The organism is Terrabacter sp. Soil811 (assembly GCF_001429655.1).
Taxonomy (GTDB): Bacteria; Actinomycetota; Actinomycetes; order Actinomycetales; family Dermatophilaceae; genus Terrabacter.
In genome coordinates, this window is the sequence record NZ_LMSX01000003.1 from 19796 (window position 1) to 42140 (window position 22345).

Annotated in this window: 21 protein-coding genes; 12 read left to right on the forward strand and 9 right to left on the reverse strand. The window is 72.0% G+C overall.

Annotated elements, in window-relative coordinates; all coding sequences use genetic code 11:
• The first annotated feature begins 36 nt into the window (after positions 1-36).
• Genes ASH01_RS06385 through ASH01_RS06395 form a run of 3 tightly spaced genes read left to right on the forward strand, consistent with a single transcriptional unit; the run spans position 37 to position 4080 of the window.
• Entirely contained in the window at positions 37-1215 is a 1179-nt protein-coding gene (locus tag ASH01_RS06385) for an acyl-CoA dehydrogenase family protein (RefSeq protein WP_056773141.1), read from the forward strand.
• Positions 1212-2819, forward strand: a complete 1608-nt coding sequence (locus ASH01_RS06390; protein ID WP_056773143.1) for an acyl-CoA carboxylase subunit beta — start codon at positions 1212-1214, stop codon at positions 2817-2819. The genes ASH01_RS06385 and ASH01_RS06390 overlap by 4 nt, the downstream gene beginning before the upstream one ends.
• Positions 2773-4080 carry a hypothetical protein gene (locus ASH01_RS06395; protein WP_235508756.1) on the forward strand — a complete coding sequence of 436 codons (1308 nt, stop codon included), beginning with the start codon at positions 2773-2775 and terminating at the stop codon, positions 4078-4080. The genes ASH01_RS06390 and ASH01_RS06395 overlap by 47 nt, the downstream gene beginning before the upstream one ends.
• On the opposite strand, the gene ASH01_RS06400 is transcribed toward ASH01_RS06395, so the two are convergent.
• From ASH01_RS06400 to ASH01_RS06425, 6 genes are all read right to left on the reverse strand, one after another.
• Positions 4071-4748, reverse strand: a complete 678-nt coding sequence (locus ASH01_RS06400; RefSeq protein ID WP_056773222.1) for a Maf family protein — start codon at positions 4746-4748, stop codon at positions 4071-4073. The genes ASH01_RS06395 and ASH01_RS06400 overlap by 10 nt on opposite strands.
• A 94-nt stretch (positions 4749-4842) precedes the next feature.
• Positions 4843-7299, reverse strand: coding sequence for a carboxypeptidase regulatory-like domain-containing protein (locus ASH01_RS06405; RefSeq protein WP_056773148.1), 2457 nt, complete (start codon positions 7297-7299; stop codon positions 4843-4845).
• 150 nt (positions 7300-7449) lie between these two features.
• The gene (locus ASH01_RS06410; protein WP_056773151.1) at positions 7450-9144 is read right to left on the reverse strand and encodes a DUF885 domain-containing protein; all 1695 of its coding nucleotides are present in this window, start codon (positions 9142-9144) and stop codon (positions 7450-7452) included.
• 74 nt (positions 9145-9218) lie between these two features.
• Complete coding sequence (gene pknB, locus ASH01_RS06415; RefSeq protein ID WP_056773154.1) at positions 9219-10904, reverse strand: Stk1 family PASTA domain-containing Ser/Thr kinase; 1686 nt, start codon at positions 10902-10904, stop codon at positions 9219-9221.
• Between the two features lie 54 nt (positions 10905-10958).
• Positions 10959-11186: an acyl-CoA carboxylase subunit epsilon gene (locus tag ASH01_RS06420; protein WP_056773157.1), complete on the reverse strand. Its 228-nt coding sequence runs from the start codon at positions 11184-11186 to the stop codon at positions 10959-10961.
• Positions 11183-12847, reverse strand: a complete 1665-nt coding sequence (locus ASH01_RS06425) for an acyl-CoA carboxylase subunit beta (RefSeq protein ID WP_056773224.1) — start codon at positions 12845-12847, stop codon at positions 11183-11185. The genes ASH01_RS06420 and ASH01_RS06425 overlap by 4 nt, the downstream gene beginning before the upstream one ends.
• A gap of 24 nt (positions 12848-12871) precedes the next feature.
• Here ASH01_RS06425 and ASH01_RS06430 point away from each other — a divergent pair, with 24 nt between their 5' ends.
• The 8 genes from ASH01_RS06430 (at position 12872) to purE (ending at position 20044) form a co-directional block, all read left to right on the forward strand.
• Complete coding sequence (locus tag ASH01_RS06430) at positions 12872-13762, forward strand: biotin--[acetyl-CoA-carboxylase] ligase (protein ID WP_056773227.1); 891 nt, start codon at positions 12872-12874, stop codon at positions 13760-13762.
• A 7-nt stretch (positions 13763-13769) separates the two neighbouring features.
• Positions 13770-14918 carry an adenylate/guanylate cyclase domain-containing protein gene (locus tag ASH01_RS06435; protein ID WP_056773160.1) on the forward strand — a complete coding sequence of 383 codons (1149 nt, stop codon included), beginning with the start codon at positions 13770-13772 and terminating at the stop codon, positions 14916-14918.
• Between the two features lie 20 nt (positions 14919-14938).
• The gene (locus tag ASH01_RS06440) at positions 14939-15784 is read left to right on the forward strand and encodes an enoyl-CoA hydratase/isomerase family protein (protein WP_200961764.1); all 846 of its coding nucleotides are present in this window, start codon (positions 14939-14941) and stop codon (positions 15782-15784) included.
• A 108-nt stretch (positions 15785-15892) separates the two neighbouring features.
• Positions 15893-16570, forward strand: coding sequence for a response regulator transcription factor (locus ASH01_RS06445; RefSeq protein WP_056773162.1), 678 nt, complete (start codon positions 15893-15895; stop codon positions 16568-16570).
• Positions 16571-16572: 2 nt separating this feature from the next.
• The gene (locus tag ASH01_RS06450) at positions 16573-17601 is read left to right on the forward strand and encodes a sensor histidine kinase (protein ID WP_056773164.1); all 1029 of its coding nucleotides are present in this window, start codon (positions 16573-16575) and stop codon (positions 17599-17601) included.
• A 41-nt stretch (positions 17602-17642) separates the two neighbouring features.
• Positions 17643-18296 carry a GtrA family protein gene (locus ASH01_RS06455; RefSeq protein ID WP_056773166.1) on the forward strand — a complete coding sequence of 218 codons (654 nt, stop codon included), beginning with the start codon at positions 17643-17645 and terminating at the stop codon, positions 18294-18296.
• A 21-nt stretch (positions 18297-18317) separates the two neighbouring features.
• A complete protein-coding gene (locus ASH01_RS06460) occupies positions 18318-19514 on the forward strand; it encodes a 5-(carboxyamino)imidazole ribonucleotide synthase (protein ID WP_056773171.1) in 1197 nt (398 codons plus the stop codon).
• Complete coding sequence (purE, locus tag ASH01_RS06465; protein WP_056773176.1) at positions 19511-20044, forward strand: 5-(carboxyamino)imidazole ribonucleotide mutase; 534 nt, start codon at positions 19511-19513, stop codon at positions 20042-20044. Before ASH01_RS06460 ends, purE begins: the two co-directional genes overlap by 4 nt.
• A gap of 55 nt (positions 20045-20099) precedes the next feature.
• On the opposite strand, the gene ASH01_RS23345 is transcribed toward purE, so the two are convergent.
• The 3 genes from ASH01_RS23345 to ASH01_RS06475 form a co-directional block, all read right to left on the reverse strand.
• Positions 20100-20243, reverse strand: coding sequence for an alpha/beta fold hydrolase (locus ASH01_RS23345; protein WP_200961765.1), 144 nt, complete (start codon positions 20241-20243; stop codon positions 20100-20102).
• A 63-nt stretch (positions 20244-20306) separates the two neighbouring features.
• Positions 20307-20777, reverse strand: coding sequence for an alpha/beta fold hydrolase (locus ASH01_RS06470; protein WP_200961766.1), 471 nt, complete (start codon positions 20775-20777; stop codon positions 20307-20309).
• Positions 20778-20784: 7 nt separating this feature from the next.
• Entirely contained in the window at positions 20785-21249 is a 465-nt protein-coding gene (locus ASH01_RS06475) for a CoA-binding protein (protein ID WP_056773179.1), read from the reverse strand.
• 74 nt (positions 21250-21323) lie between these two features.
• On the opposite strand from ASH01_RS06475, the gene ASH01_RS06480 reads away from it, so the two are divergent.
• Positions 21324-22343, forward strand: a complete 1020-nt coding sequence (locus tag ASH01_RS06480) for an LLM class F420-dependent oxidoreductase (RefSeq protein WP_056773183.1) — start codon at positions 21324-21326, stop codon at positions 22341-22343.
• Positions 22344-22345: the final 2 nt, after the last annotated feature.

Below are 22345 nucleotides of genomic sequence, written 5' to 3' on the forward strand. Positions count from 1 at the left end.
GCGCGTGATGGCCGCCACCCCTTCAGGAGAACAGCGATGTTCGAGCTCAGCCAGGACCACGAGGACTTCCGGATGGTCGTCCGCGACTTCGCCGAGAAGGAGGTCGCGCCCCACATCGCCAAGTGGGACGCCGCCGCCTACTTCCCGGCCGACCTCGTGCCGAAGATGGGTGACCTCGGGCTGTTCGGCCTCGTCGTGCCGGAGGAGTACGGCGGCGCAGGGGAGTCCGGCGACTTCACCAGCCTCTGCGTCGCCATCGAGGAGCTGGGCCGCGTCGACCAGTCGATCGGCATCACGCTGTCCGCGGGCGTGGGGCTCGGCATCAACCCCATCCTCACCTACGGGACCGAGGAGCAGAAGCAGCGCTTCCTGCCCGACCTCGTCGCCGGCCGCGCCCTCGCCGGCTTCGGCCTCACCGAGCCCGAGGCCGGCTCCGATGCCGGTGCGACCCGCACGCGAGCCGTCCGCGACGGCGACGAGTGGGTCGTCAACGGCGCCAAGGCCTTCATCACGAACTCCGGCACCGACATCACGTCCGTCGTCACCGTGACCGCGCGCACCGGCACGAACGAGGACGGCTCGCCGCAGATCTCGGCGATCATGGTGCCCGCCGGCACCCGGGGCTTCGTCGTCGAGCCGGCGTACCACAAGCTCGGCTGGCACGTCTCCGACACCCACGGCCTCACGTTCGAGGACTGCCGCGTCCCCGCCGACCACCTCCTCGGCGCGGAGGGGGAGGGCTTCAAGCAGTTCCTCAAGACCCTCGACGACGGGCGCATCGCCATCTCGGCACTCGCCGTCGGCTGCGCCCAGGCCTGCCTCGAGCTCGCCACCGACTACGCGAAGACCCGCGTCGCCTTCGGCCGCCCGATCGGCGTCAACCAGGGCGTCTCGTTCCAGTTGGCCGACCTCGCGGTCATGGTCGAGGGCGCCCGGCTGCTGACCTACAAGGCGGCGTGGCTCAAGGACGAGCTCCACGCCGGCAAGCGCTCCGTCAAGGAGGTCAAGCAGGCTGCCGCCATCGCCAAGCTCTACTCGACCGAGGCGGCCGTCACGGCCACCCGGATCGCGACGCAGGTCTTCGGCGGCAACGGCTTCATGGAGGAGTACCCCGTGGCCCGCTTCTACCGCGACGCCAAGATCCTCGAGATCGGCGAGGGCACGTCCGAGGTCCAGCGCATGCTCATCGCCCGCGGGATGGGTCTGCCGGCATGACCGGGACCGCACCGAGCACCACCCCCGGCACCACGCCGAGCCCTGACCCGCACGGCGACCCGCACGGCGACCCGCGCGTCGCCGACGTCCGGACCCGTCTCGCGGCCGCCCACACGGCGTCCGCCAGCGCGCCGGAGAAGGCCCAGGCCAAGCTCGACGCGCAGGGCAAGATCTACGTCCGCGACCGCATCGCGCTGCTCTTCGACGAGGGCTCGTTCGTCGAGGACGGCCGCTACGCCAACGCCCTGGCGCCGGGTCTCCCGGCCGACGGCGTCGTCACGGGACGCGGCACCGTCGACGGACGAGCGGCGATCGTCATCGCCAACGACCCGACCGTCAAGGCCGGCTCCTGGGGCGCCCGGACCGTCGAGAAGATCGTCCGCGCCACCGAGATGGCACTGCGTGAGGAGCTGCCGGTCTTCTGGTTCGTCGACTCGGCAGGCGCCCGCATCACCGACCAGGTCGAGATGTTCCCCGGCCGCCGCGGCGCCGGGCGCATCTTCCACAACCAGGTGGCGCTCTCGGGCAAGGTGCCGCAGATCTGCTGCCTCTTCGGTCCGAGTGCCGCGGGCGGCGCCTACATCCCCAGCTTCTGCGACCTCATCATCATGGTCGAGGGCAATGCGTCGATGTACCTCGGAAGCCCGCGCATGGCCGAGATGGTCGTCGGCGAGAAGGTCTCCCTCGAGGAGATGGGCGGCGCCCGGATGCACTGCACGGTCTCCGGTGTCGGTGACCTGCTCGCCCACGACGACGCCGAGGCCATCGAGCTGGCCAAGCTCTACTTCTCCTACGTCCCCGGCAGCTGGCGCGACCACCCGCCCACGTATGCCGCCGAGGAGCCCGCGACGCCGCTGACCCGTGCGACCGTGCCCGAGCGGGAGTCGGTGCCCTTCGACGTCCACGAGGTCATCGACGGGCTCGTCGACGACGACTCCTTCTTCGAGCTCAAGCCCCTCTGGGCCGGCGAGCTCGTCATCGGCTTCGGCCGTCTCGAGGGCCAGACCGTCGGCATCGTCGCCAACAACTCGATGGTCAAGGGCGGCGTGCTCTTCACCGACAGCGCCGACAAGGCCGCGCGCTTCATCTGGCTGTGCGACGCCTTCAACATCCCGCTCGTCTACCTCGCCGACGTGCCCGGCTTCATGATCGGCTCCGAGGTCGAGCGCGGCGGCATCATCCGTCACGGCGCCAAGATGGTCAGCGCCGTCTCGTCCGCGACCGTGCCGCAGTTCTGCGTCGTCGTCCGCAAGGCCTACGGGGCGGGGCTCTACGCCATGGGCGGACCCGGTTTCGGACCTGACGCCACGATCGCGCTGCCGACTGCGCGCATCGCGGTGATGGGGCCGGAGGCTGCCGTCAACGCCGTCTACGCGAACAAGATCGCCGAGATCGCCGACCCGGACGAACAGGCACGATTCGTGGCAGACCGGCGGCGGGAGTACGAGGAGGACGTCGACATCGAGCGTCTCGCGGCCGATCTGGTCCTCGACTCCATTATCGAGGCGGATGAGCTGCGCTCGGACCTGGTGCGCCGACTGGCTTATGCTTCCCGGCGTGACCGTCACTTCAGCGAGCGCCGACGCTCCGTCCCGCCGGTCTGAGCCGCGCCTCGGTCACAGGCTCGAGCACCCCGACCGGGACCTCGAGCGGAAGCAGCCGTTCTGGCGCCGCTTCCCGGTCTGGTTCCCGTTCGCGGTCTTCGCCGTCTCGCGTCTCTTCGTCTGGGTCGCCGCGACCTACCTCTCGCGCTACCAGATCCCGCTGCCCATCGGCACGGCCAACATCCGCATCTTCTACCCCTCGCCCGCCGACCCCGGCTACGCCGCGGTCATGACGGGCTGGGACGGCCAGTGGTACCGCGTCATCGCCGAGCAGGGCTACCCCGCGGTGCTGCCCCGGGTCGGCTGGGGCGGCATCGACATGAACCCGTGGGCCTTCTTCCCGGTGTTCCCGATGACCGCCGGACTCATCATGAAGGTCACCGGCCTGCCCTTCGCCGTCGTCGCGCCGACGCTGTCGATCGTCATCGGCTTCGCCGCGATGCACGTCCTCTTCAAGCTCGTCGACCAGGCCGTCGGTCGCTGGGAGGCGATCGTCGCCGTCGTCGCCACGTGCTTCTTCATCGCGTCGCCGGCCTTCTCGGCCTCCTACACCGAGTCGACGGCCCTGCTGGGCGTCGTCACCGTCCTGTGGCTGCTCCGCAAGCGGCAGTACTGGTGGGTGGCTCTGGCGCTCCTCGTCCTGTCCCTGAGCCGCAACGTCGTCATCGCGATGGTGCCGGTCATCATCGCCCACGCGGTCGTCCGGTGGCGGCAGGGTGACGAGGGCGAGCACCCGGTGCGTCTGCGCGTCGGGTTGGCGGCGCTCGCCGCATACGCGGGGGCCCTGACCTTCCTCTGGCCGACGATCGTCACGATCGCGACCGACACGCCCAACGCGTACAACGACACGATGCTCGCCTGGAACATCGAGACGAAGATCAAGCTCTACCTGTGGTGGAACCTCCTCTACGACTACTGGGGGGTCGTCGGGCAGGTCGCGGGCGTGTTGGGCATCGCCGCGTTCACGTGGTTCATGCTGACGAAGAACTCGTGGCGCTGGGGCCCGGAGATCTGGGGCTGGGCGGGCGCCTATCCGGCGTACATCATCCTCGTGACGAGCACGACGCCGAGCCGCGTGCGCTACGCCCTGCTCGCGTTCCCGATGACGCTCGTCATCGCGTGGTTCCTCAAGCTGCGCTGGTGGCGGCGCTACCGCTACTGGCTGCTCGGGCTCATCGTCGTCATCGGCGCGGCCCAGATGTGGTGGTGGACCGAGCACTACCTCGTCATCGAGAACCTCACCGACGACCTCTACCCCTGACCGTCGCCCCTCGCGACCCCGCCGACGACGTCGAACCACTCGACCCCGGCATCGGCCAGGAGGTCGCGCAGCAGCGGCAGGGACAGGCCGACGACGTTGTGGTGGTCGCCCTCGACGGCCGTGACGAACGCGCCGCCGAGACCGTCGATGGTGAAGGCCCCGGCCACGGTGAGCGGCTCGCCCGTGGCGACGTAGGCCTCGATCTCCTCCTCGGAGAGCTTCGCGAAGTGGACGGTCGTGGACGCCGTCGCGCCCAGCGTGGCGCCGCCGCTGCCGCGCTCGTCGACGAGCCAGTGGCCCGTGTGCAGCACCCCTGACCGGCCTCGCATCCGGCGCCACCGGGACACGGCCTCCGCGGCGTCACCCGGCTTGCCGTGGACCTCCCCGTCGAGCTCGAGCACCGAGTCGCAGCCGAGCACGACGACGCCAGCGTCGACGCGGGCCGCGACGTCCTCGGCCTTGGCGCGGGCCAGCAGCAGCGAGATGTCGGCCGGCTCGAGCGGGCCGTAGCGATCCGTCGCCTCGGCGACGGTCAGGTCCTCGTCGACCTCGCTCACGACGACGACCGGCTCGACGCCGGCGGAGCGGAGGGTCGCCCGTCGAGCCGGGGAGGCGGAGGCGAGGACGAGCTGGACGGCGGGCACGTCGGGGAGGGGACTCGGCGGCATGACGCCATGGTAGGCGGCGCGGTCGCTGTCGGGAACGCCGACGGCGCCGCCCCCGGGGAGGCAGCGCCGTCGATCGCCCACGTGGGACCGAGCGTCAGCCGATGGCTGCCGTCTGCGTCGAGTAGACGGACCTCGTGAGGTAGCCGGACTTCGCGCCGGTGACGCGGACCTTGACGTACGTGCCCTTGTCGGTGCTCGTGAGCTTGTACGTCTTCGCGGTGGCCCCCGAGATCGCCGCGCCCGACCGGTACCACTGGTAGGTCAGGGTCGTCGGGGCCGGGCTCCACGTGCCGGGGTTGGCCGTCAGGGTGTAGCCGACCCGCTGCGTGCCCGACAGGGTCGGGGTGGGCGCCGTGAACGAGCCGAGCACCGCGGTCGTCGCCGCAGACGTACGGGCGACCGTCGTGTAGCCGGGCTTCGTGCCCGTCACCCTGACGGTCATCGTTTTGGTCTGGTCGGTGGCCGTCAGCTTGTACGTGCTCGCCGTGGCGCCGGAGATCGCGACGCCCGAGCGGTACCACTGGTAGGCCAGCGTGACCGGCGCCGGGCCCCACGTCCCGGGGACCGCCGTGAGGGTGTAGCCGACGGCCTTGGTGCCGCTGATCGTCGGCGTCGGGGCGGTGAGCGTGCCCGCGGCGACGGCCGTCGTGGCCGCAGACGTCTTCGACGTCGAGGCGTAGCTCGCCTTGGAGCCGGTGACCTTGACGGTCATCGCCTTCCCCAGGTCGCTGGCGGTCAACGCATACGTGGTCGCCGTGGCACCCGAGATCGCGACGCCCGAGCGGTACCACTGGTAGGCGAGGGTGACTGGAGTCGGGCCCCACGTGCCCGCGGCCGCGGTGAGGGTGCTGCCGACCTTCGCCGTGCCCGTGACCGTCGGTGTCGTGCCGGAGACGGTGCCGGCCAGCACGACCGGACCGGTGGCGTTCACCTGCAGCGTCGCGCCGTCGAGGTAGGCGCTCATCCGCAGCGTGATGCGCTGGCCCACCATGGCGCTCGTCAGGGCCAAGGGGGACAGGCCGCCCCACATGGTGTCCTGCGGCACGCCCCCCACGACCCAGGTGTAGCTCGGCGACCAGTCGCCGGCAGGCGAGATGGCGCCGTGCGAGGCGTTGAGCGACGTGCCTGCGACGCCCGATCCGGTGATCGTCAACGGGCTCGCCAGCGTCGGCGCCGTCGACCGGATCTCGACGCCGTTGGAGTAGTACTGGGCGCTGCGGTAGCCGCTCAGCGTCCCGGTGACCCGGGCGAAGACGTACGTCCCCAGCAGGTCGCTGGTCACGGTGAACGTGCGACCGGTCGCACCCGGGATCGCGACGAAGCCGGTGCCGGCGCCGTTCGGCTTCATCCACTCGTAGGTGAGAGCCACGCCGGAGGGGGCCCACGTGCCCGGGTCGACCGTGAGGGTGCTGCCGACGGTGGGGGTGCCGCTGACGAAGGGCTCACGGGCTGTGAGGCCCTTGCCGGCGACGGGGAGGACGATCGTGAGATCGCGTCGCCGTGTCTCGGTCGTCACGGTGAACGGGGTGGCCGTGGCCTCCGTCGTCGCCCCGTCCCAGCAACGGTCCTGGTACCGGGTCGCGGGTGCCCAGTTGTCGTACCACGTGTCCGAGACGCAGAACTTGTACGTCGTGCCGACCTCGGTGCCCACGGCGACGGTGCCGCCTGCGGAGGTGAGCTTGGGGCCGTACTGCTGGCCCAACCAGTCGCCCTCGGCGGGACGGTACTCGAGCAGGTCCCAGTTGATGTTCTGCAGGGGGTTGCCCGCGGAGTCGGTGACCTTGACGACGACGCCGGTCCACGGGTCGAGGACGAAGTTCACGCCGGTGACCGTCACGCCCGCGGGCACCGACCAGTCGACGTAGTCGGGCGTGCTCGCGGTGCCGTTCCAGGACTCGTTCTCGTAGAGGTTCTGGCCCGAGGTGTCCTCGGCCATGAGGTTGCTCGGACCGGCCTCGACGCCGGTCAGCGTGAAGGTGCCGTCGGCTGCGGGCCTGGCCGTGACGACGTCGCCCCCGGTCGACTTCGAGATGCTGATCTCGGAGGCCGTGATCGGCTGCCCCGAAGTGTTCTTCACCGTGCCCTTGATCGTCGAACGGCGGTCGAGCCGGATGTCGGCGACCGTCGCGGTGGTGCCGGCCGTGACGGGTGTGGCGCTGTCGAAGGCGCCTTGGTTCGCGTACCACTCGATGCCCCACTGGGTGGCGCACGTCATCGTGCCCCAGCAGCCGGCCTGGATGCGGTACGGCCCCGGTGCCGAGAAGGTCGCGGTGTAGGTGCCGTCCGACGCGTAGGCGATGGTGCCGGCGTCGTCGTAGTTGGCGTCGTAGACCCAGACGCCTGCGTCAGGCACCCCGACGACGGTGCCGGTCGAGCTGAGTCCGGTGACTCGACCCTTGATGGTGTAGGTGGCGGCGCTGGCGGCCGGGGCTGCCAGTGGCAGCACCCCGAGCGCGACGGTGGCGGCGGTCAGCACGGTCAGGAGGCGGCGCGCAGCACGGCGCGCGATCGTCCCCCGGGCCCGGCCGACCGCAAGGCGGTGGCTGAACACTGTTGTCTCCCCTGTATGAGCTGTGTCGGCGTCCGCGCTCTCGTCGGACGCGACGTCAGCATAGGTGCGCGCCGACGCGGTGACCATGGGGAGCGGTGCCCGGGACGGAGGAGGCCCCCGACCGCTGGGGTCGGGGGCCTCCCGAGTCCATCAGATCTCCTGCAGAACCGCGCCGCGCAGGGTGTCGAGACCCACGCCGCCGATGTCGAGGGCACGGCGGTGGAAGGCCTTGAGGTCGAACGCGTCCCCCTCGCGCTGCTTGACCTCGTCGCGCAGCTGCAGCCACAGGCGCTCGCCGATCTTGTAGCTGGGCGCCTGGCCCGGCCAGCCGAGGTAGCGGTTGAGCTCGAAGCGCAGGATCTTCTCGTCCATGAAGCCGTAGCGGGTCAGGTAGGTCCACGCCTTGTCGTAGTCCCACGCGCCGCCACCGACCTCCTCGGGGGCGTCGAACCCGCAGTGCACGCCGATGTCGATGACGACGCGCGCGGCCCGAAGGGACTGTCCCGCAAGCCAGCCCATTCGGTTGCCCGGGTCGTCCATGTAGCCGAGCTCGGCCATGAGCCGCTCGGCGTAGAGGGCCCAGCCCTCACCGTGGCCGGACGTCCACGCCTCGAGGCGACGCCACTTGTTGAGCAGCTCGGAGCGGTAGACCGTCTGCGCGACCTGCAGGTGGTGGCCCGGAACGCCCTCGTGGTAGACGGTCGTCAGCTCGTTCCACGTCCGGAACTCGGTGTTGCCCTTGGGCACCGACCACCACATGCGGCCGGGCCGGCTGAAGTCGTCGGACGGGCCGGTGTAGTAGATGCCACCGGTCTGCGTCGGGGCGATCATGCACTCGATGCGCTGGACCGGCTCGGGGATGTCGAAGTGGACGTCCGTCAGGTCGGCGATGACCTCGTCAGCCCGCTCCTGCATCCAGGCCTTGAGCGCGTCGGTGCCGTGCAGGGCGTAGCGGTCGTCGGCGTCGAGGATCTCGACCCCTCGCTGCACGCTCGCCCCGGCCTCGAGGCCCTCGGCGATCTCGCTCATCTGGGCGTGCAGGCTCGCCACCTCCTGCTGGCCCCAGCGGTAGGTCTCCTCGAGGTCGACCGTGGCGCCGAGGAAGTAGCGCGACTCGAGCCGGTAGCGCTCGATGCCGCAGGCGTCGGCCTCGGGGGCGTGCGGCAGCAGCTCGCGCTCCAGCCAGTCGGCGATGTCGGCGTAGGCCGCCGAGGCCACCTTCGCGCCCTCCGCGAGCTGGTCCCTGACCTCGCCCGCGAGCGGCGTGTCACCCACGGTCGCGTCGGCCACGACCTTGGCGAAGTAGCCGTCGTCCGCCACGAGGTCGCGCGACTGCTCGGCGCAGGCCTCGACCTGGCGGCGCGGAGAGACCTGTCCGCGCTCGCGGGCGAGGAGCAGCGACTCCTGGTACCCCTCGAGCGCGGCCGGGATCTTCGTGAGGCGGACGGCGAACGTGCGCCAGTGGTCCTCGGTCTCCTGCGGCATGAGGTCGAAGACGTCGCGGACGGCCTGGAGCGGGGACGCGAGGACGTTGAGGGACATCTCGTCGAGCCCGGCGGCATACCGGTCCTCGGAGAGCCGGAGGCGCTCGGTCATGGCGTCGACGGTGACCCGGTCGACGTCGTCGGTCGGGCTCGCGGCGGCGAGCCGGGCCAGCGTCGTCCGGCGCAGCTCCGAGGCGGCGGCGTTGCCGGCGGGGGAGAGGTCGTCGAGCTCCTCCTCGGCGCCGGGGACGCCGAGGAAGGTCGCGTTGATGGGGCTGAGGGCGACGGACGCGTCGAAGTAGGTCTCCGCGATGCGGTCGACGTCGGTCTGGGGTCGCGCGGTCTGGGTGTTGGCGGTCACCCGGCGAACGTAATCCAGCCCGCGGTCACGTGCCAGTGCATTGTGGGCGCCGGTTCGCGACCCCGGCCGGTGGCTCAGCCGTCGCCGTCGGACGAGCCGCCCTTGGCATCGCCCGACACGACGAGCACGACGATCCCGTCGGCGGTCTGGGCGCCCGCCGACGGCCAGGTCGCGAGGACCTGACCGCTGTCGCCGTCGGACGGGACGGTGACCCGTGTGACGCGGACGTCCTCGCCGCCGAGGGACTTCTCCGCGTCCTTGGCGCTCGTGCCGACGAGACCGTCGGGCACGACGAAGGAGGAGTTGACCCGGTCAGGGGCGTGTCCGCGGCTGACGACGAGCGCGACGGTCTGCCCCTTCGCCATGGGCTGCCCCTCGGCGGGGTAGCTCCCCATGACCGCGCCGTCCGGCTGCGTCGAGCGCACGAGCACCCAGCGCACGTTGACACCGAGCCCGATCAGCTCGTTGACCGCGGCGTCGCGCTGCTGGCCGACGAGGCCGCCGGGGACGGTGCTGCCGTCGGACGGCGGGGCGGTCGTGGACGGTGCGGGCGTCGGCTTCTGGGAGGTCGCCGACGGGCGCGTGCCGGGAGCGGCGGACGTCGGCGCATCCGAACCCGACAGCAGGACGTAGCCGAGGATCCCGACGAGTGCCACGACGGCGACGAGGAGCACCCAGACGACGGGGCTCGGGCCGGACCGGCGGCGGCTCGCCGCTTTCGAGCGTCGGGTGACGGCCGGCCCGCGAGGGACGGGCCGGGCCGAGGCCGTGGCATCGGCGTACGCCGTGGGCGCCGGGTGGACGGCGGTGCGCTCGCCGCCCGCGAGGACACCGACGGTCGGCATCATCGCCGTGCTGGCGCCGCCGGCGCCGAGGTCGAGCACCGAGGTCGCCTCGCCGGCCGGCAGGGCCCGGGTGGCGGCGTCGGCGCGCATCTCGTGACCGACCAGCGCGGCAGCCATGGCGTCGGCATCGGCGTAGCGGTCGGCCGGTGACTTGGCCGTGGCGCGGACGACGACCTCGTCGAGGTTCGCGGGCAGGTCGGCGACGCGCGAGCTGGGCAGCGGCACCGGCTCGTCGAGGTGGCGCATCGCGATCGCGACCGGGGTGTCGCCGTCGAAGGGCACCGAGCCGGTCAGCATCTGGAAGAGCAGGATGCCGAGCGAGTAGAGGTCGGACGACGGCGTCGTGGCCTCGCCCCGGGCCTGTTCGGGAGCGACGTAGGCGGCCGTCCCCATCACGGTGCCGGTATCGGTGAGCGACGCCTGCCCGAGCGCCCGGGCGATACCGAAGTCGGTCACCTTGACGGTGCCGTCGGGACGGATGATGACGTTGCCGGGCTTGACGTCACGGTGGACGACACCGGCGCGGTGGGCGGCGCCGAGCGCTGCGCAGACCTGCTCGGCGACGCGGACCGCGTCGCCGGGGGTGAGCCGGCCGTGCTCCCGGATCACGTGGGCGAGGTCCTGGCCCTCGGCATACTCCATGACGATGAAGTGGGAGTCGCCGTCGACGCCGTAGTCGTAGACCTGGGCGATGTTCGGGTGGGAGAGCGCGGCGGCCGTCAGGGCCTCACGGCGGAAGCGCTCGACGAAGTCGGGGGAGTCGGCGAACCCAGCGGCGAGCACCTTGACGGCGACGAGCCGGCCCAGGCGGTCGTCGGTCGCGAGGTGCACCTCACCCATGCCGCCGACGGCGATGCGCTCACGCAGGGAGTAGCGCTCGGCGATCCGGACGGTGGGGCTCGACTCGACAGACATGGGCAACGAGCGTAGGGCAGCAGGCCGGGTGACGGCCAACCGAAGCGTCTCGCGTCAGCGCGGCAGACCGGTGCGGCGCCACCCGCCGTGGCGAGCCGAGGGCCCGACGAGCCGCCATGACGGGTCGGACCACGCCGAGCGGGCGTGCTCGGGTGCGGGCTCGTCCCCACCGAGGGCGGACAGCACGGCGACGAGCGCCGCGACCTCCTCGGGGGTGGGGTGACCCGAGATGCGGATCGTGGGCGCGACGTCGGCGGCCTCGGGGGTCGTGGGATCGGTCACAGCGGGATGTTCCCGTGCTTCTTGGGCGGGAGCGTCTCGCGCTTGTTCTGCAGGGCCCGCAGGGCGCGCGTGACGTTCATCCGCGTGTTGGAGGGGCTGATGACGGTGTCGATGTAGCCGCGCTCGGCCGCGACGTACGGGTTGGCGAGCGTCTCCTCGTAGTGGGCGATGAGCTCTTGGCGCTGTGCGTCGACGTCGCCGCCCCGCTCCGCGGTGTGCTTGAGCTCCTTGCGGTAGAGGATGTTGACGGCGCCCTGCGCGCCCATGACGGCGATCTGCCCGGTCGGCCACGCGAGGTTGATGTCGGCGCCCAGGTGCTTGGAGCCCATGACGTCGTAGGCGCCGCCGTAGGCCTTGCGCGTGATGACGGTGATCTTGGGGACCGTGGCCTCGGCGTAGGCGTAGATCAGCTTCGCGCCGCGGCGGATGATGCCGTCCCACTCCTGGCTCGTGCCGGGCAGGAAGCCCGGCACGTCGACGAGCGTCAGGACCGGGACGTTGAAGCAGTCGCACGTGCGCACGAACCGCGCGGCCTTCTCCGACGCGTGGATGTCGAGGCACCCCGCGAACTGGAGCGGCTGGTTGGCCACGATGCCGACCGACATCCCGTCGATGCGGGCGAAGCCGGTGAGGATGTTGGGCGCGAAGAGGGGCTGGACCTCGAGGAACTCGCCGTCGTCGACGAGGTGCTCGATGACCTGCTTCATGTCGTAGGGGACGTTCGGCGAGTCCGGGATGCACGTGTCGAGCCAGCGGTCGTCGTCGGTGACCGGCAGGTCGGCCTCGCCCTCGCCGTACGAGGGCGGGGTCTCGAGGTTGTTGCTCGGCAGGTAGGACAGGAGGGCCTTGACGTAGTCGATGGCGTCCTGCTCGTCGGTGCCCATGTAGTGCGCGACGCCCGACTTGCTGTTGTGCGTCAGCGCGCCGCCGAGCTCCTCGAAGCCGACGTCCTCCCCCGTGACGGTCTTGATGACGTCTGGGCCGGTGATGAACATGTGCGAGGTCTGGTCGACCATGACGGTGAAGTCGGTGATGGCGGGGGAGTAGACCGCCCCGCCCGCGCACGGGCCCATGACGAGGGAGATCTGGGGGATGACGCCGGAGGCGCGGACGTTGCGGAAGAAGATCTCGCCGTAGAGGCCGAGCGAGACGACGCCCTCCTGGATACGGGCGCCGCCGGAGTCGTTGAGGCCGACGACGGGGCAGCCGATCTTCATGGCGAAGTCCATGACCTTGACGATCTTCTCGCCGAAGACCTCGCCGAGGGATCCGCCGAAGACGGTGAAGTCCTGGGCGAAGACCGCCACCTGGCGGCCGTCGACCATGCCGTAGCCGGTGACGACGCCGTCGCCGTAGGGGCGGTTCTTGTCCTGGCCGAAGTTGTTGCTGCGGTGCCGGGCGTACTTGTCGAGCTCGATGAAGGTCCCCTCGTCGAGGAGCATCTCGATGCGCTCGCGGGCGGTCTTCTTGCCGCGGGCGTGCTGCTTCTCGACCGCGCGCTCCGAGCCGGCGTTGGCGACCTCGGCGACGCGCCGCTTGAGATCGGCGAGCTTGCCGGCGGTGGTCGTGAGGTCGGGCCCCGGGGCCGCCTCCGCCTGTGGTGTGGCGCTCTCCGGCGACGTGCTGGTCGGCTGTTCTGCGACGGCGTGATCGGTGGCCATGCTCGGCACTCTAGCCTTGTGGACGTGCGCGATTCGCTCGACATCGAGACTGTGAGTGCGGCCTTGGTCACGTCCGGACGGCCGTGGCGCGAGGTGGAGTTCCACCCGGCCCTGGGGTCGACGAACACCCGGCTGCGGGAGCTGCTGACCGGGACGGCGGGGCAGACGGGGGCGTATGCCGCCGCGCGGGCTCTCGAGGACCGCGGACTGTGGTGGGTCGTCCTCACCGACCACCAGACCGGAGGACGCGGCCGCCTCGGCCGGGCCTGGACGGTGCCAGACCGGGCCTCGCTCGCCGTCAGCGTCGCGGTACCGGTCGCCGACCCCGCCCAGGCGGGTTGGATGCCGCTGCTCGCCGGCCTCGCGCTGTCGCGAGCGGTGCGCCGGGTGACCGAGGCGACCGGCGCCGCGCTGACGGCCCGGCTCAAGTGGCCCAACGACGTGCTCCTCGCCGAGGACGGCGACCGCAAGCTGAGCGGCATCCTCTGCGAGCTCGTCACCGTCGGCTCCGGTCAGACGGTCGTCGTCGGGACCGGCGTCAACATCGACCAGACCCGGGAGGAGCTGCCCGTCGACACGGCCACGTCCCTGGCGCTCGCCGGCGCCCGGGTGAGCCGGGAGGACCTCCTCGTCGCCTACCTCGACGAGCTCACGGCCGTCCTGGCCGGAGCCGGAGTCGGCACCGACGCGGCGGGTGCGTCCGGCGCAGCGGAGGTGCGAACGGCATACCGCGCGGCCTGCTCGACCATCGGGCTGACGGTGCGGGTGCACCTGCCGACCGGTGACGCGGTCGAGGGAACCGCTGTCGGCGTCGACGACGACGGCGCCCTCGTCGTGCGCACCGACCACGGCGTTCGGACCTTCGCGGCCGGTGACGTCGTCCACGTCCGGCCCGCGGCCGGTGGACTGGCATGATCGGGCCATGACCGAGCCGGGCACCCGAGGCACCCAGGGCGCCGACAGCCCCGAGCCCGTCGCGCGGGTGAGCGAGGACTACACGGAGCGGCTGCTGGGGCGTCCGCTCGAACTGCGCCGCCGCGAGGTGAGCCGCGGCGCCGAGGTCTCCCTGCTGTCCGCACGCAAGTTCTGGCACGCGCTGGGCTTCCCCGTCGTCGACACCGACGACGAGCTGTTCACCGAGGCCGACCAGAAGGCGCTCGCCGCCGTCGCGGGCATCGTCCGGGACGGGCTGCTCGACGAGCCGACGGCGCTCGCGATGACCCGCGCCTTCGCCCGGTCGGCCGACCGTCTCGCAGGCTGGCAGTCCCAGCTCATCGCCGAGGCCGTCGAGAACCACATGAGCGCGGTCCTCGCCGACGAGGCCGACGACGACGAGCACGAGTCCCGCTCGGTGCCGAGCCTCGAGACCGCCACCGAGACGGCGAAGCGCCTCGCGGTCCTCACCGACCGCCTCGAGCCTCTCCTCGTCTACGCCTGGCGCCGGCACCTGTCGGCCACCGTCGCGCGCATGCTCGCCGACGCCGACCCCGAGTCCTACGGCATGACGAAGATGCGCTCGGTGGGCTTCGCCGACCTCGTCAACTTCACGGCCCTCGTCCGGCGGATGTCCGAGCGCGACCTCGCGCGGCTCGTGTCCCGCTTCGAGGCGCTCTCGGCCGACGTCATCACCGCGCACGGCGGCCGTCTCATCAAGACCGTCGGTGACGAGGTGCTCTTCACGACGATGGGCGCCGCGCCCGCAGCGGCCATCGCGCTCGACCTCGTCGAGACGATGACCGACGACGACGTGCTGCCCGACGTGCGGTGCGGGATGGCGCGCGGACCGATCATCTCCCGCCTCGGCGACGTCTTCGGCACCACGGTCAACCGCGCCTCGCGCCTGACCGCCGTGGCCCAGGCCGGGAGCGTCCTGGTCGACGCGACGATGGCGCGCGAGCTCGCGAGCCTCTCCGGCTTCGAGCTGACCGGCCAGCGCCGCCGCATCCTGCGCGGGGTCGGCCCCGTGACCCCCTCGCTGCTGCGCCGGGCGACGTCCGCCGGCCGCCGCTCCGTCTCGGGCGAGCCGCTCCCCGACACCACCCACCGAGCCACGTCGCGTACCGACGCGTGACCCCCGAAGGAGACCTTCGTATGCCGTCAACGCCGACCGCAGCCGACGCCACCGCGAGCGCGGGGCCGGGTGAGCCCACCCTCGTGCGCGTCGAGCGCTTCGAGGACCCGGACCTCGCGCACGTCGCCGAGATCGTCCTCGACCGGCCCGAGGCGATGAACGCCGTGTCAACGGCGATGGCCCGCGCCATCGCTGCGGCCACGGCCCGGGTCGCGGCGGACGAGTCGGTGCGCTGCGTCGTGCTGACCTCGAGCCACGCGAAGGCGTTCTGCGTCGGCGCCGACCTCAAGGAGCGCAACGGCTTCTCGGACGCGGACCTCATGGAGCAGCGCCCGGTCGCCCGGGCGGCCTACACCGGAGTCCTCGACCTACCGGTGCCGGCCATCGCCGCCGTCGACGGCTTCGCGCTCGGGGGCGGCTTCGAGCTGGCCCTGTCGTGCGACCTCGTCGTCGCGGGGGACGGCGCCGTCGTCGGCCTGCCGGAGGTGAGCGTCGGGGTCATCCCTGGTGGGGGCGGCACCCAGCTGCTCGTGCGCCGGGTCGGGTGGTCGCGGGCGGCCAGGGCCATCTTCACGGCCGCGCGTCTCCCGGCCCGCGAGGCCCTCGAGCTGGGCGCCGTCGACGAGGTCGTCGCTGCCGGGACGGCACGTGAGCGGGCCCTGGAGCTGGCCCGGACGATCGCGGCCAACTCGCCCGTCGGGCTGCGGAACGCCAAGCGCGCCATGCGTCTCGGCGCCGACGTGGGTCTCGATGCGGGCCTGGAGATCGAGGACGGCTGCTGGCGCGCGACGGCCTTCTCGGGCGACCGCCGCGAGGGTGTGGCCGCCTTCGCGGAGAAGCGGCGCCCGGTCTGGCCCGGTCGCTGAGGCCCCATCTGCCGTGTCGCAGGGGCGTCAGGGTGCAAAACGGGTGGTTGTCGATAGGCTCACGACGGTCGGTGCACCCCCGGGCCGGCAGATCCTGAGGACGGTGACATGACCCGAGTGCTCCTGGCGGAGGACGACCCAGCCATCTCCGAACCGTTGGCGCGTGCGCTGCGGCGAGAAGGCTACGACGTCGACGTGCGCGAGGACGGTGTCGCTGCGCTCGACGGTGCCAAGGAGAACCCCGACCTCGTGCTCCTCGACCTCGGCCTGCCGAAGATCGACGGGCTCGAGGTGTGTCGCCGCATCCGGGCCGAGGGCCGCGCCATCCCCGTCCTCATCCTCACGGCCCGCGCCGACGAGGTCGACACGGTCGTGGGGCTCGACGCCGGCGCCGACGACTACGTCACCAAGCCGTTCCGCCTCGCCGAGCTGCTCGCACGGGTGCGGGCCCTGCTGCGGCGCACCCCCACCGAGGCCGTCCCGTCCGGTGAGCTGGTCCGCATCGACTCCGACGGCCGTCGCGCCTGGTTCAAGGGCGAGGAGCTGCAGCTGACGGCCAAGGAGTTCGACCTGCTGCGGGTGCTCGTGCGTGAGCAGGGCAAGGTCGTCTCGCGCGAGCAGCTGATGCGCGAGATCTGGGACACCGCGTGGTTCGGGTCGACGAAGACCCTCGACATGCACATCTCGGTGCTGCGCCGGAAGCTCGGCGACGACGCGACGTCCCCGCAGTACATCGCCACCGTCCGTGGCGTCGGCTTCCGCTTCGAGCGCCCCCAGGTCGACTGACCGTGCGCCGGGTGCTCGACCGGATGGCGCTCGTCGTGGCCGTCGTGTGCGCCGGGCTCGTCGTGCTGCTGTCGACGGCGGTCGTCGCCTGGGCCGTGACGCAGCAACCCGGCACCGTCACCGCCTGGATCGCCTCCGACCCGTCCGTGGGGATCGCCCGGTTCGGGGCCGTCATGCTCGGGATCGGCGCGCTGAGCGGTGGCGCGGCCTACGTCGCCACCCTGGGCACCCGGGCGCACGTCGAGCAGTCCTCCCAGGAGCTCGTCCACCTCGCCACCCGCTTCGCCGCGGGGGAGGCGCGCCTGACGCCGGTGCACTCGGACATCGACGAGATCGACCACGTGTCGGGCGTCATGACCCGTCGGGCCCACGACATGACGAAGTCGCTCGCGGCCGAGCGCGACTTCGCCGCGGACGCCTCGCACCAGTTGCGCACCCCGCTCACGGCCCTGCTCATGCGGCTCGAGGAGATCTCCGAGACCGACGACGCCGCGGTCGTCAAGGAGGAGGCGACGATCGCGATCGCCCAGGTCGAGCGGCTGACCCGCGTCGTCGACGACCTGCTCGGTCGCACCCGCGGCTCCGGTGGGCCGTCGCCGGCCGTGTCGCTGGACTCCGTCATCGCCGCCCTCCAGCGGGAGTGGCAGCCCGCCTTCGAGCAGGCCCGCCGCTCGGTGCGGGTCCGTGGCGAGCGCGGCCTCTTCGTCCGGTCGACGCCAGTCGCGCTCTCGCAGGTGCTCTCGACGCTCCTCGAGAACTCCCTCGTCCACGGACGGGGCACCGTCGACGTGCATGCACGTCGTTCGGGCCCGTCGGTCATCGTCGAGGTCAGCGACCAGGGCGACGGCGTGCCCGCCGCCATGGCCCCGCACATCTTCGAGCGCTCGGTCAGCAGCGGAGCCGGGGGCAGCACCGGACTCGGGCTGGCCCTCGCCCGCGACCTCGCGGAGTCCAACGGTGGTCGCCTCGACCTCGTCCAGGCCCAGCCGGCGCGCTTCGCCCTCTTCCTCTCCGAGGCCGAGACCGACTGAACGCCGACGGGACCCCCTGTCTGCCGGGGTAGGGTGCCCCGGTGAGGCGCCTGCATGAGTTCCTGTTCGTGCGCCACCGGCACAACTGGCTGCTGCTGCTCCGGTTCGCGGCCGTGGGCGTCTCGGGCGTGCTCGTCAACCTCCTCACCCTCGTCGTCGTCAAGAAGCTCGGGCCGAGCTTCGACCAGGCGATCGTCGGCGTCCCGGGCACGGAGTTCAACGTCCGCTGGTACCACGTCTACTCGACCATCGCCTTCCTCGTCGCGAACCTCTGGAACTTCCAGCTCAACCGCACGTGGACCTTCCGCACGACCAAGCACGCCCGCTGGTGGCACGAGTACTGGCCGTTCCTCGCCGTGGGCCTGCTCGGTCAGGTCATCGGCCTCGTGCTGCTGACGCTCCTCATGCACCTCGACTCACCGATCCACCTCTCGCCGACGGTCTTCGACGACTCCACGGGATTCCGCACCCGGCTCTACTGGGCGCAGCTCATCGTCATCGCCGTCGTCACGCCCGTGTCGTTCGTGCTCAACAAGCTGTGGACCTTCGCTGCCGTGCGTGCCCACCACCCCGACCTCGCCGACCCCAGCCACGTCGAGGCGGTGCTCTCCGACGAGGGGGACGAGGCCGCCGGCTCGAGCGACGCGGACTGGTGCGCCGAACCGGTCCCGGGGCGCCACGACCCGCTCCGCTGACGGCGACTACGCTTGGGCGTCGTGACCCAGCCGAAGCGCGCCCCCGGAGGATTCCCCGTCGTCGGCGTCGTCGGCGGCGGACAGCTCGCCCGCATGATGCAGGGCCCCGCCGTCGAGCTGGGCGTCCAGCTGTCGGTGCTTGCCGAGAGCGACACCGCGGCAGCGGCCCTCGTCGTGCCGAGCTCACCGGTCGGTGAGCACACCGACCTCGAGACGGTCCGCGCCTTCGCGCAGCACTGCGACGTCGTCACCTTCGACCACGAGCACGTGCCGCCGGCCGTCCTCGAGGCGCTCGAGGCCGACGGGGTGGCCATCCACCCCACGCGCGCCGCCCTCAACTTCGCCCAGGACAAGCTCGCGATGCGCGAGCGCCTCACCGCCCTCGGGATCGCGTGCCCCCGGTGGGCGCGTGCCACCTCCGCCGAGGAGGTCACCGCCTTCGGTGACGACGTCGGCTGGCCGATCGTCGCCAAGACCCCGCGCGGCGGCTACGACGGCAAGGGCGTGGCGGTCGCCTCCTCGGCCGACGACCTCGCGGACTGGATCTCGCGGATCGGCGAGCCCGGCCCGCTCGAGCACGGCCTGCTCCTCGAGGAGAAGGTCGACTTCGTGCGGGAGCTCGCCGTCCTCATCGCCCGCAGCCCGTCCGGCCAGGCCGCGGCGTGGCCCGTCGTCGAGACGGTCCAGACCGACGGCGTCTGCACCGAGGTGCTCGCCCCCGCCCCGGCGATCGACCCGGACCTCGCGTCGGTGGCCACCGAGGCCGCACTGCGCATCGCCGGCGAGCTCGGCGTCACGGGCGTGCTCGCCGTCGAGATGTTCGAGGTGCGCCCCGGCACGGGCGGCACGTCGGCCTACGTCGTCAACGAGCTGGCGATGCGTCCGCACAACAGCGGTCACTGGTCGATGGACGGAGCCGTCACCGGACAGTTCGAGCAGCACCTGCGTGCCGTGCTCGACCTGCCCCTCGGCGACCCGCGCCCCCGGGCGCCGTGGACCGTCATGGCCAACGTCCTCGGCGGCGACTACGAGCACCTCTACCCCGCGTACCGCCACATCATGGCCCGCGACCCCGGCGCCAAGGTGCACGTCTACGGCAAGGGCGTGCGGCCCGGCCGCAAGATCGGGCACGTCAACGTCAGTGGAGCCGACCTGGACGACGCCCGCGAGCGCGCCGGGCACGCGGCCGACTACCTCAGAGGAGTGATCACCGAATGACCGAGAGCACCGAGCCCGTCGTCGGCATCGTCATGGGCAGCGACAGCGACTGGCCCGTCATGCGCGAGGCAGCCCGTGCGCTCGAGGAGTTCGGGATCCCCTACGAGGCCGACGTCGTGTCGGCCCACCGGATGCCCGACGAGATGATCGCCTACGGCCAGGACGCCGCCCGGCGCGGCCTCCGCGTCGTCGTCGCCGGCGCCGGGGGAGCCGCGCACCTGCCCGGGATGCTCGCGTCGGTGACGCCGCTCCCGGTCGTCGGGGTGCCGGTGCCCCTGAAGTACCTCGACGGCATGGACTCGCTGCTCTCGATCGTCCAGATGCCGGCCGGCGTGCCGGTCGCGACCGTCTCGATCGGCGGCGCCCGCAACGCGGGCCTGCTGGCGGCGCGCATCGTCGGCACCGGCTCCGACGAGCTCGCCGCCGACGTCCGCGAGCGCATGATCGCCTTCCAGGCCGACCTGCGCGACGAGGCGCACGCCAAGGGAGCGTCGCTGCGCGAGCAGGTCGCCCGCGGCCTCACCGACTGAGCCGGCGCCGCTCCCACGGGCGACCAGGGACCGGGCAGACGGCATACGCCCTCGGTCAGCCCGGCGGCGCGAGGAAGCCGCGCACGGCCGCCGTGAACACGACGGGCTGGTGGGCGTGGACGAGGTGCCCCGCGTCGATGCGCACGAGGCGACCGTCGGCGACGGTCTCGGCCATCTCGGCGGCGTGCTCGGCCGGCATGGGGCTGCTCGGGCCGCCCCAGACGACGAGGGTCGGGGCGGTGACAGCGGCGACGACCTGCGGTCACCCCGGGTCCGGCTCGTCGATCTGCGCGCGCACCTGGAGCACCGCCTCCCAGTCGACGGCGAGGTCGCCGTCGGGGCGCTCCGGCGGGCGGGGGTCGCGAGGGTGGGGGACCGGCACGTCCTCGAGGACGAGGCGCCGGACGAGGTCGGGGCGACCGCTCGCGAGGACGCAGGCGACGAGGCCTCCCAGCGAGTGGCCGACGACGTCGACCGGACGGCCCTGCTCGGCCGCCACGGAGTCGGCCACCATGACGACGTCCTCGGCCAGCTCGGCCAGCGCATAGCTGCCGGGCCAGGGGCTCTCGCCGTGCCCGCGCAGGTCGACGGCCACGACGAGGCGGTCGACGGCGAGACCGGCCGCCACGTCGGCCCAGTCCGCCGACGTGTCGCCCGTGGCGTGCACGAGCAGGACGGAGGGCAGCCCGCTCGGCACGCCCCAGCGCTGCTCGTGGAGGACGACCGCCGCCATCGTGGCGTCAGTCGGTGACGGCCGAGGCGCCGTCCCCCGGCTGGATGCGCGGGTACTCGATCTTGGGGCAGGTGTCCATGACGACCGCGAGTCCGGCCGCCTCCGCGCGAGCGGCGGCCTCGTCGTCGATGACCCCGAGCTGCAGCCACAGCGCCTCGATGCCGAGCCGCTCCCGCTCGGCGATCGCCTCGTCGACGACCTGCCCGACGCGGCCGCTGTTGACGAAGCAGTCGACGACCTTGACGACGGTGCCGTCCGGGATGTCGGCCACCGTCGCGTAACCCGTCGCGCCGTGCACCGTCGCCGCGCTCGGGTGCACCGGCACGAGGCGGATGCCGAGCTCGCGCTGGAGCCACAGGGACACGCGGTAGGCGGTGCGGTCGGGGTTGTCACCGAGACCGACGACGGCCCACGTGGCCGGGGTGTGGAGCAGGTCCCGGATGACGTCGGGGTCGTTGTGGTGCGGACTCATCCCGTCATCTTCACACGTCGGCGTGCCGGGATCGCGCCCCGACGGGGTCCAGCCGACCGTGGTTGGATGGCGGGATGCGATTCGGAATGTTCGTTCCCCAGGGCTGGCGTATGGACCTCGTCGGCATCGAGCCGGCCCAGCAGTGGGAAGCCATGGTCAACCTCGCCAAGCACGCCGACGACGGAGACGTCTTCGAGTCCATCTGGGTCTACGACCACTTCCACACCGTGCCGCAGCCCTCGGGCGAGGCCACGCACGAGGCGTGGTCGCTCATGGCGGGCTTCGGCGCCGCCACGAGCCGGGTGCGGCTCGGGCAGATGTGCACGTGCATGGCCTACCGCAACCCCGCCTACCTCGCCAAGGTCGCCGCGACCGTCGACGTCATCTCCGGCGGCCGCACCGAGATGGGCATCGGCGCCGGCTGGTACGAGCACGAGTGGCGCGCCTACGGCTACGGCTTCCCCAAGGCTGGCGACCGCCTCGGCGCGCTCCGCGAAGGCGTCCAGGTCTTCCGCGACATGTGGACGAAGGGCTCGGCGACGCTCGACGGGAAGTACTACCAGGTCGACGGCGCCCTCTGCGCGCCCCGTCCCCTGCAGGGCACGAGCCACCCGGGCAGCGCGCTCAACGGCATCCCGATGTGGATCGCCGGCGGCGGCGAGAAGGTGACGCTGAAGATCGCGGCGGAGTACGCCGACTACACGAACTTCGACGGCAGCCCCGAGGGCTTCGACCACAAGAGCGCGATCCTCAAGGGCCACTGCGACGACCGCGGTCGCGACTTCGGCGAGATCGTTCGCTCGGCCAACTACAACGTCGTCATCGGCGAGACCGACGCCGACGTCGAGGACCGCCTCCAGTTCTACGGCGAGCTGCTCCGCAAGGGCGGCGTGGCCGACGACAAGGCCGCCGCTGCCGTCGAGGACCTCCGCAAGCAGCCCGCCGTGGGGACGCCCGACAAGATCGTCACGATGCTCAAGGACATGGAGGCCCGCGGGATGACGTATGCCATCACCTACTTCGCGGAGGCCGCCTACGACCGCTCGGGCATCGAGCTCTTCGAGCAGACCGTCGCTCCCGAGCTCACGGCCTGACG

Bases quoted from the DNA above. Each gene is read 5' to 3' on its own strand.
- ASH01_RS06385 (WP_056773141.1), top strand. From the start codon at position 37: ATGTTCGAGCTCAGCCAGGACCACGAGGACTTCCGGATGGTCGTCCGC.
- ASH01_RS06390 (WP_056773143.1), top strand. From the start codon at position 1,212: ATGACCGGGACCGCACCGAGCACCACCCCCGGCACCACGCCGAGCCCT.
- ASH01_RS06400 (WP_056773222.1), bottom strand. From the start codon at position 4,748: ATGCCGCCGAGTCCCCTCCCCGACGTGCCCGCCGTCCAGCTCGTCCTC.
- pknB (WP_056773154.1), bottom strand. From the start codon at position 10,904: ATGTCTGTCGAGTCGAGCCCCACCGTCCGGATCGCCGAGCGCTACTCC.
- ASH01_RS06425 (WP_056773224.1), bottom strand. From the start codon at position 12,847: ATGGCCACCGATCACGCCGTCGCAGAACAGCCGACCAGCACGTCGCCG.
- ASH01_RS06435 (WP_056773160.1), top strand. From the start codon at position 13,770: ATGACCGAGCCGGGCACCCGAGGCACCCAGGGCGCCGACAGCCCCGAG.
- ASH01_RS06440 (WP_200961764.1), top strand. From the start codon at position 14,939: ATGCCGTCAACGCCGACCGCAGCCGACGCCACCGCGAGCGCGGGGCCG.
- ASH01_RS06445 (WP_056773162.1), top strand. From the start codon at position 15,893: ATGACCCGAGTGCTCCTGGCGGAGGACGACCCAGCCATCTCCGAACCG.
- purE (WP_056773176.1), top strand. From the start codon at position 19,511: ATGACCGAGAGCACCGAGCCCGTCGTCGGCATCGTCATGGGCAGCGAC.
- ASH01_RS23345 (WP_200961765.1), bottom strand. From the start codon at position 20,243: ATGCCGGCCGAGCACGCCGCCGAGATGGCCGAGACCGTCGCCGACGGT.
- ASH01_RS06470 (WP_200961766.1), bottom strand. From the start codon at position 20,777: ATGGCGGCGGTCGTCCTCCACGAGCAGCGCTGGGGCGTGCCGAGCGGG.
- ASH01_RS06475 (WP_056773179.1), bottom strand. From the start codon at position 21,249: ATGAGTCCGCACCACAACGACCCCGACGTCATCCGGGACCTGCTCCAC.
- ASH01_RS06480 (WP_056773183.1), top strand. From the start codon at position 21,324: ATGCGATTCGGAATGTTCGTTCCCCAGGGCTGGCGTATGGACCTCGTC.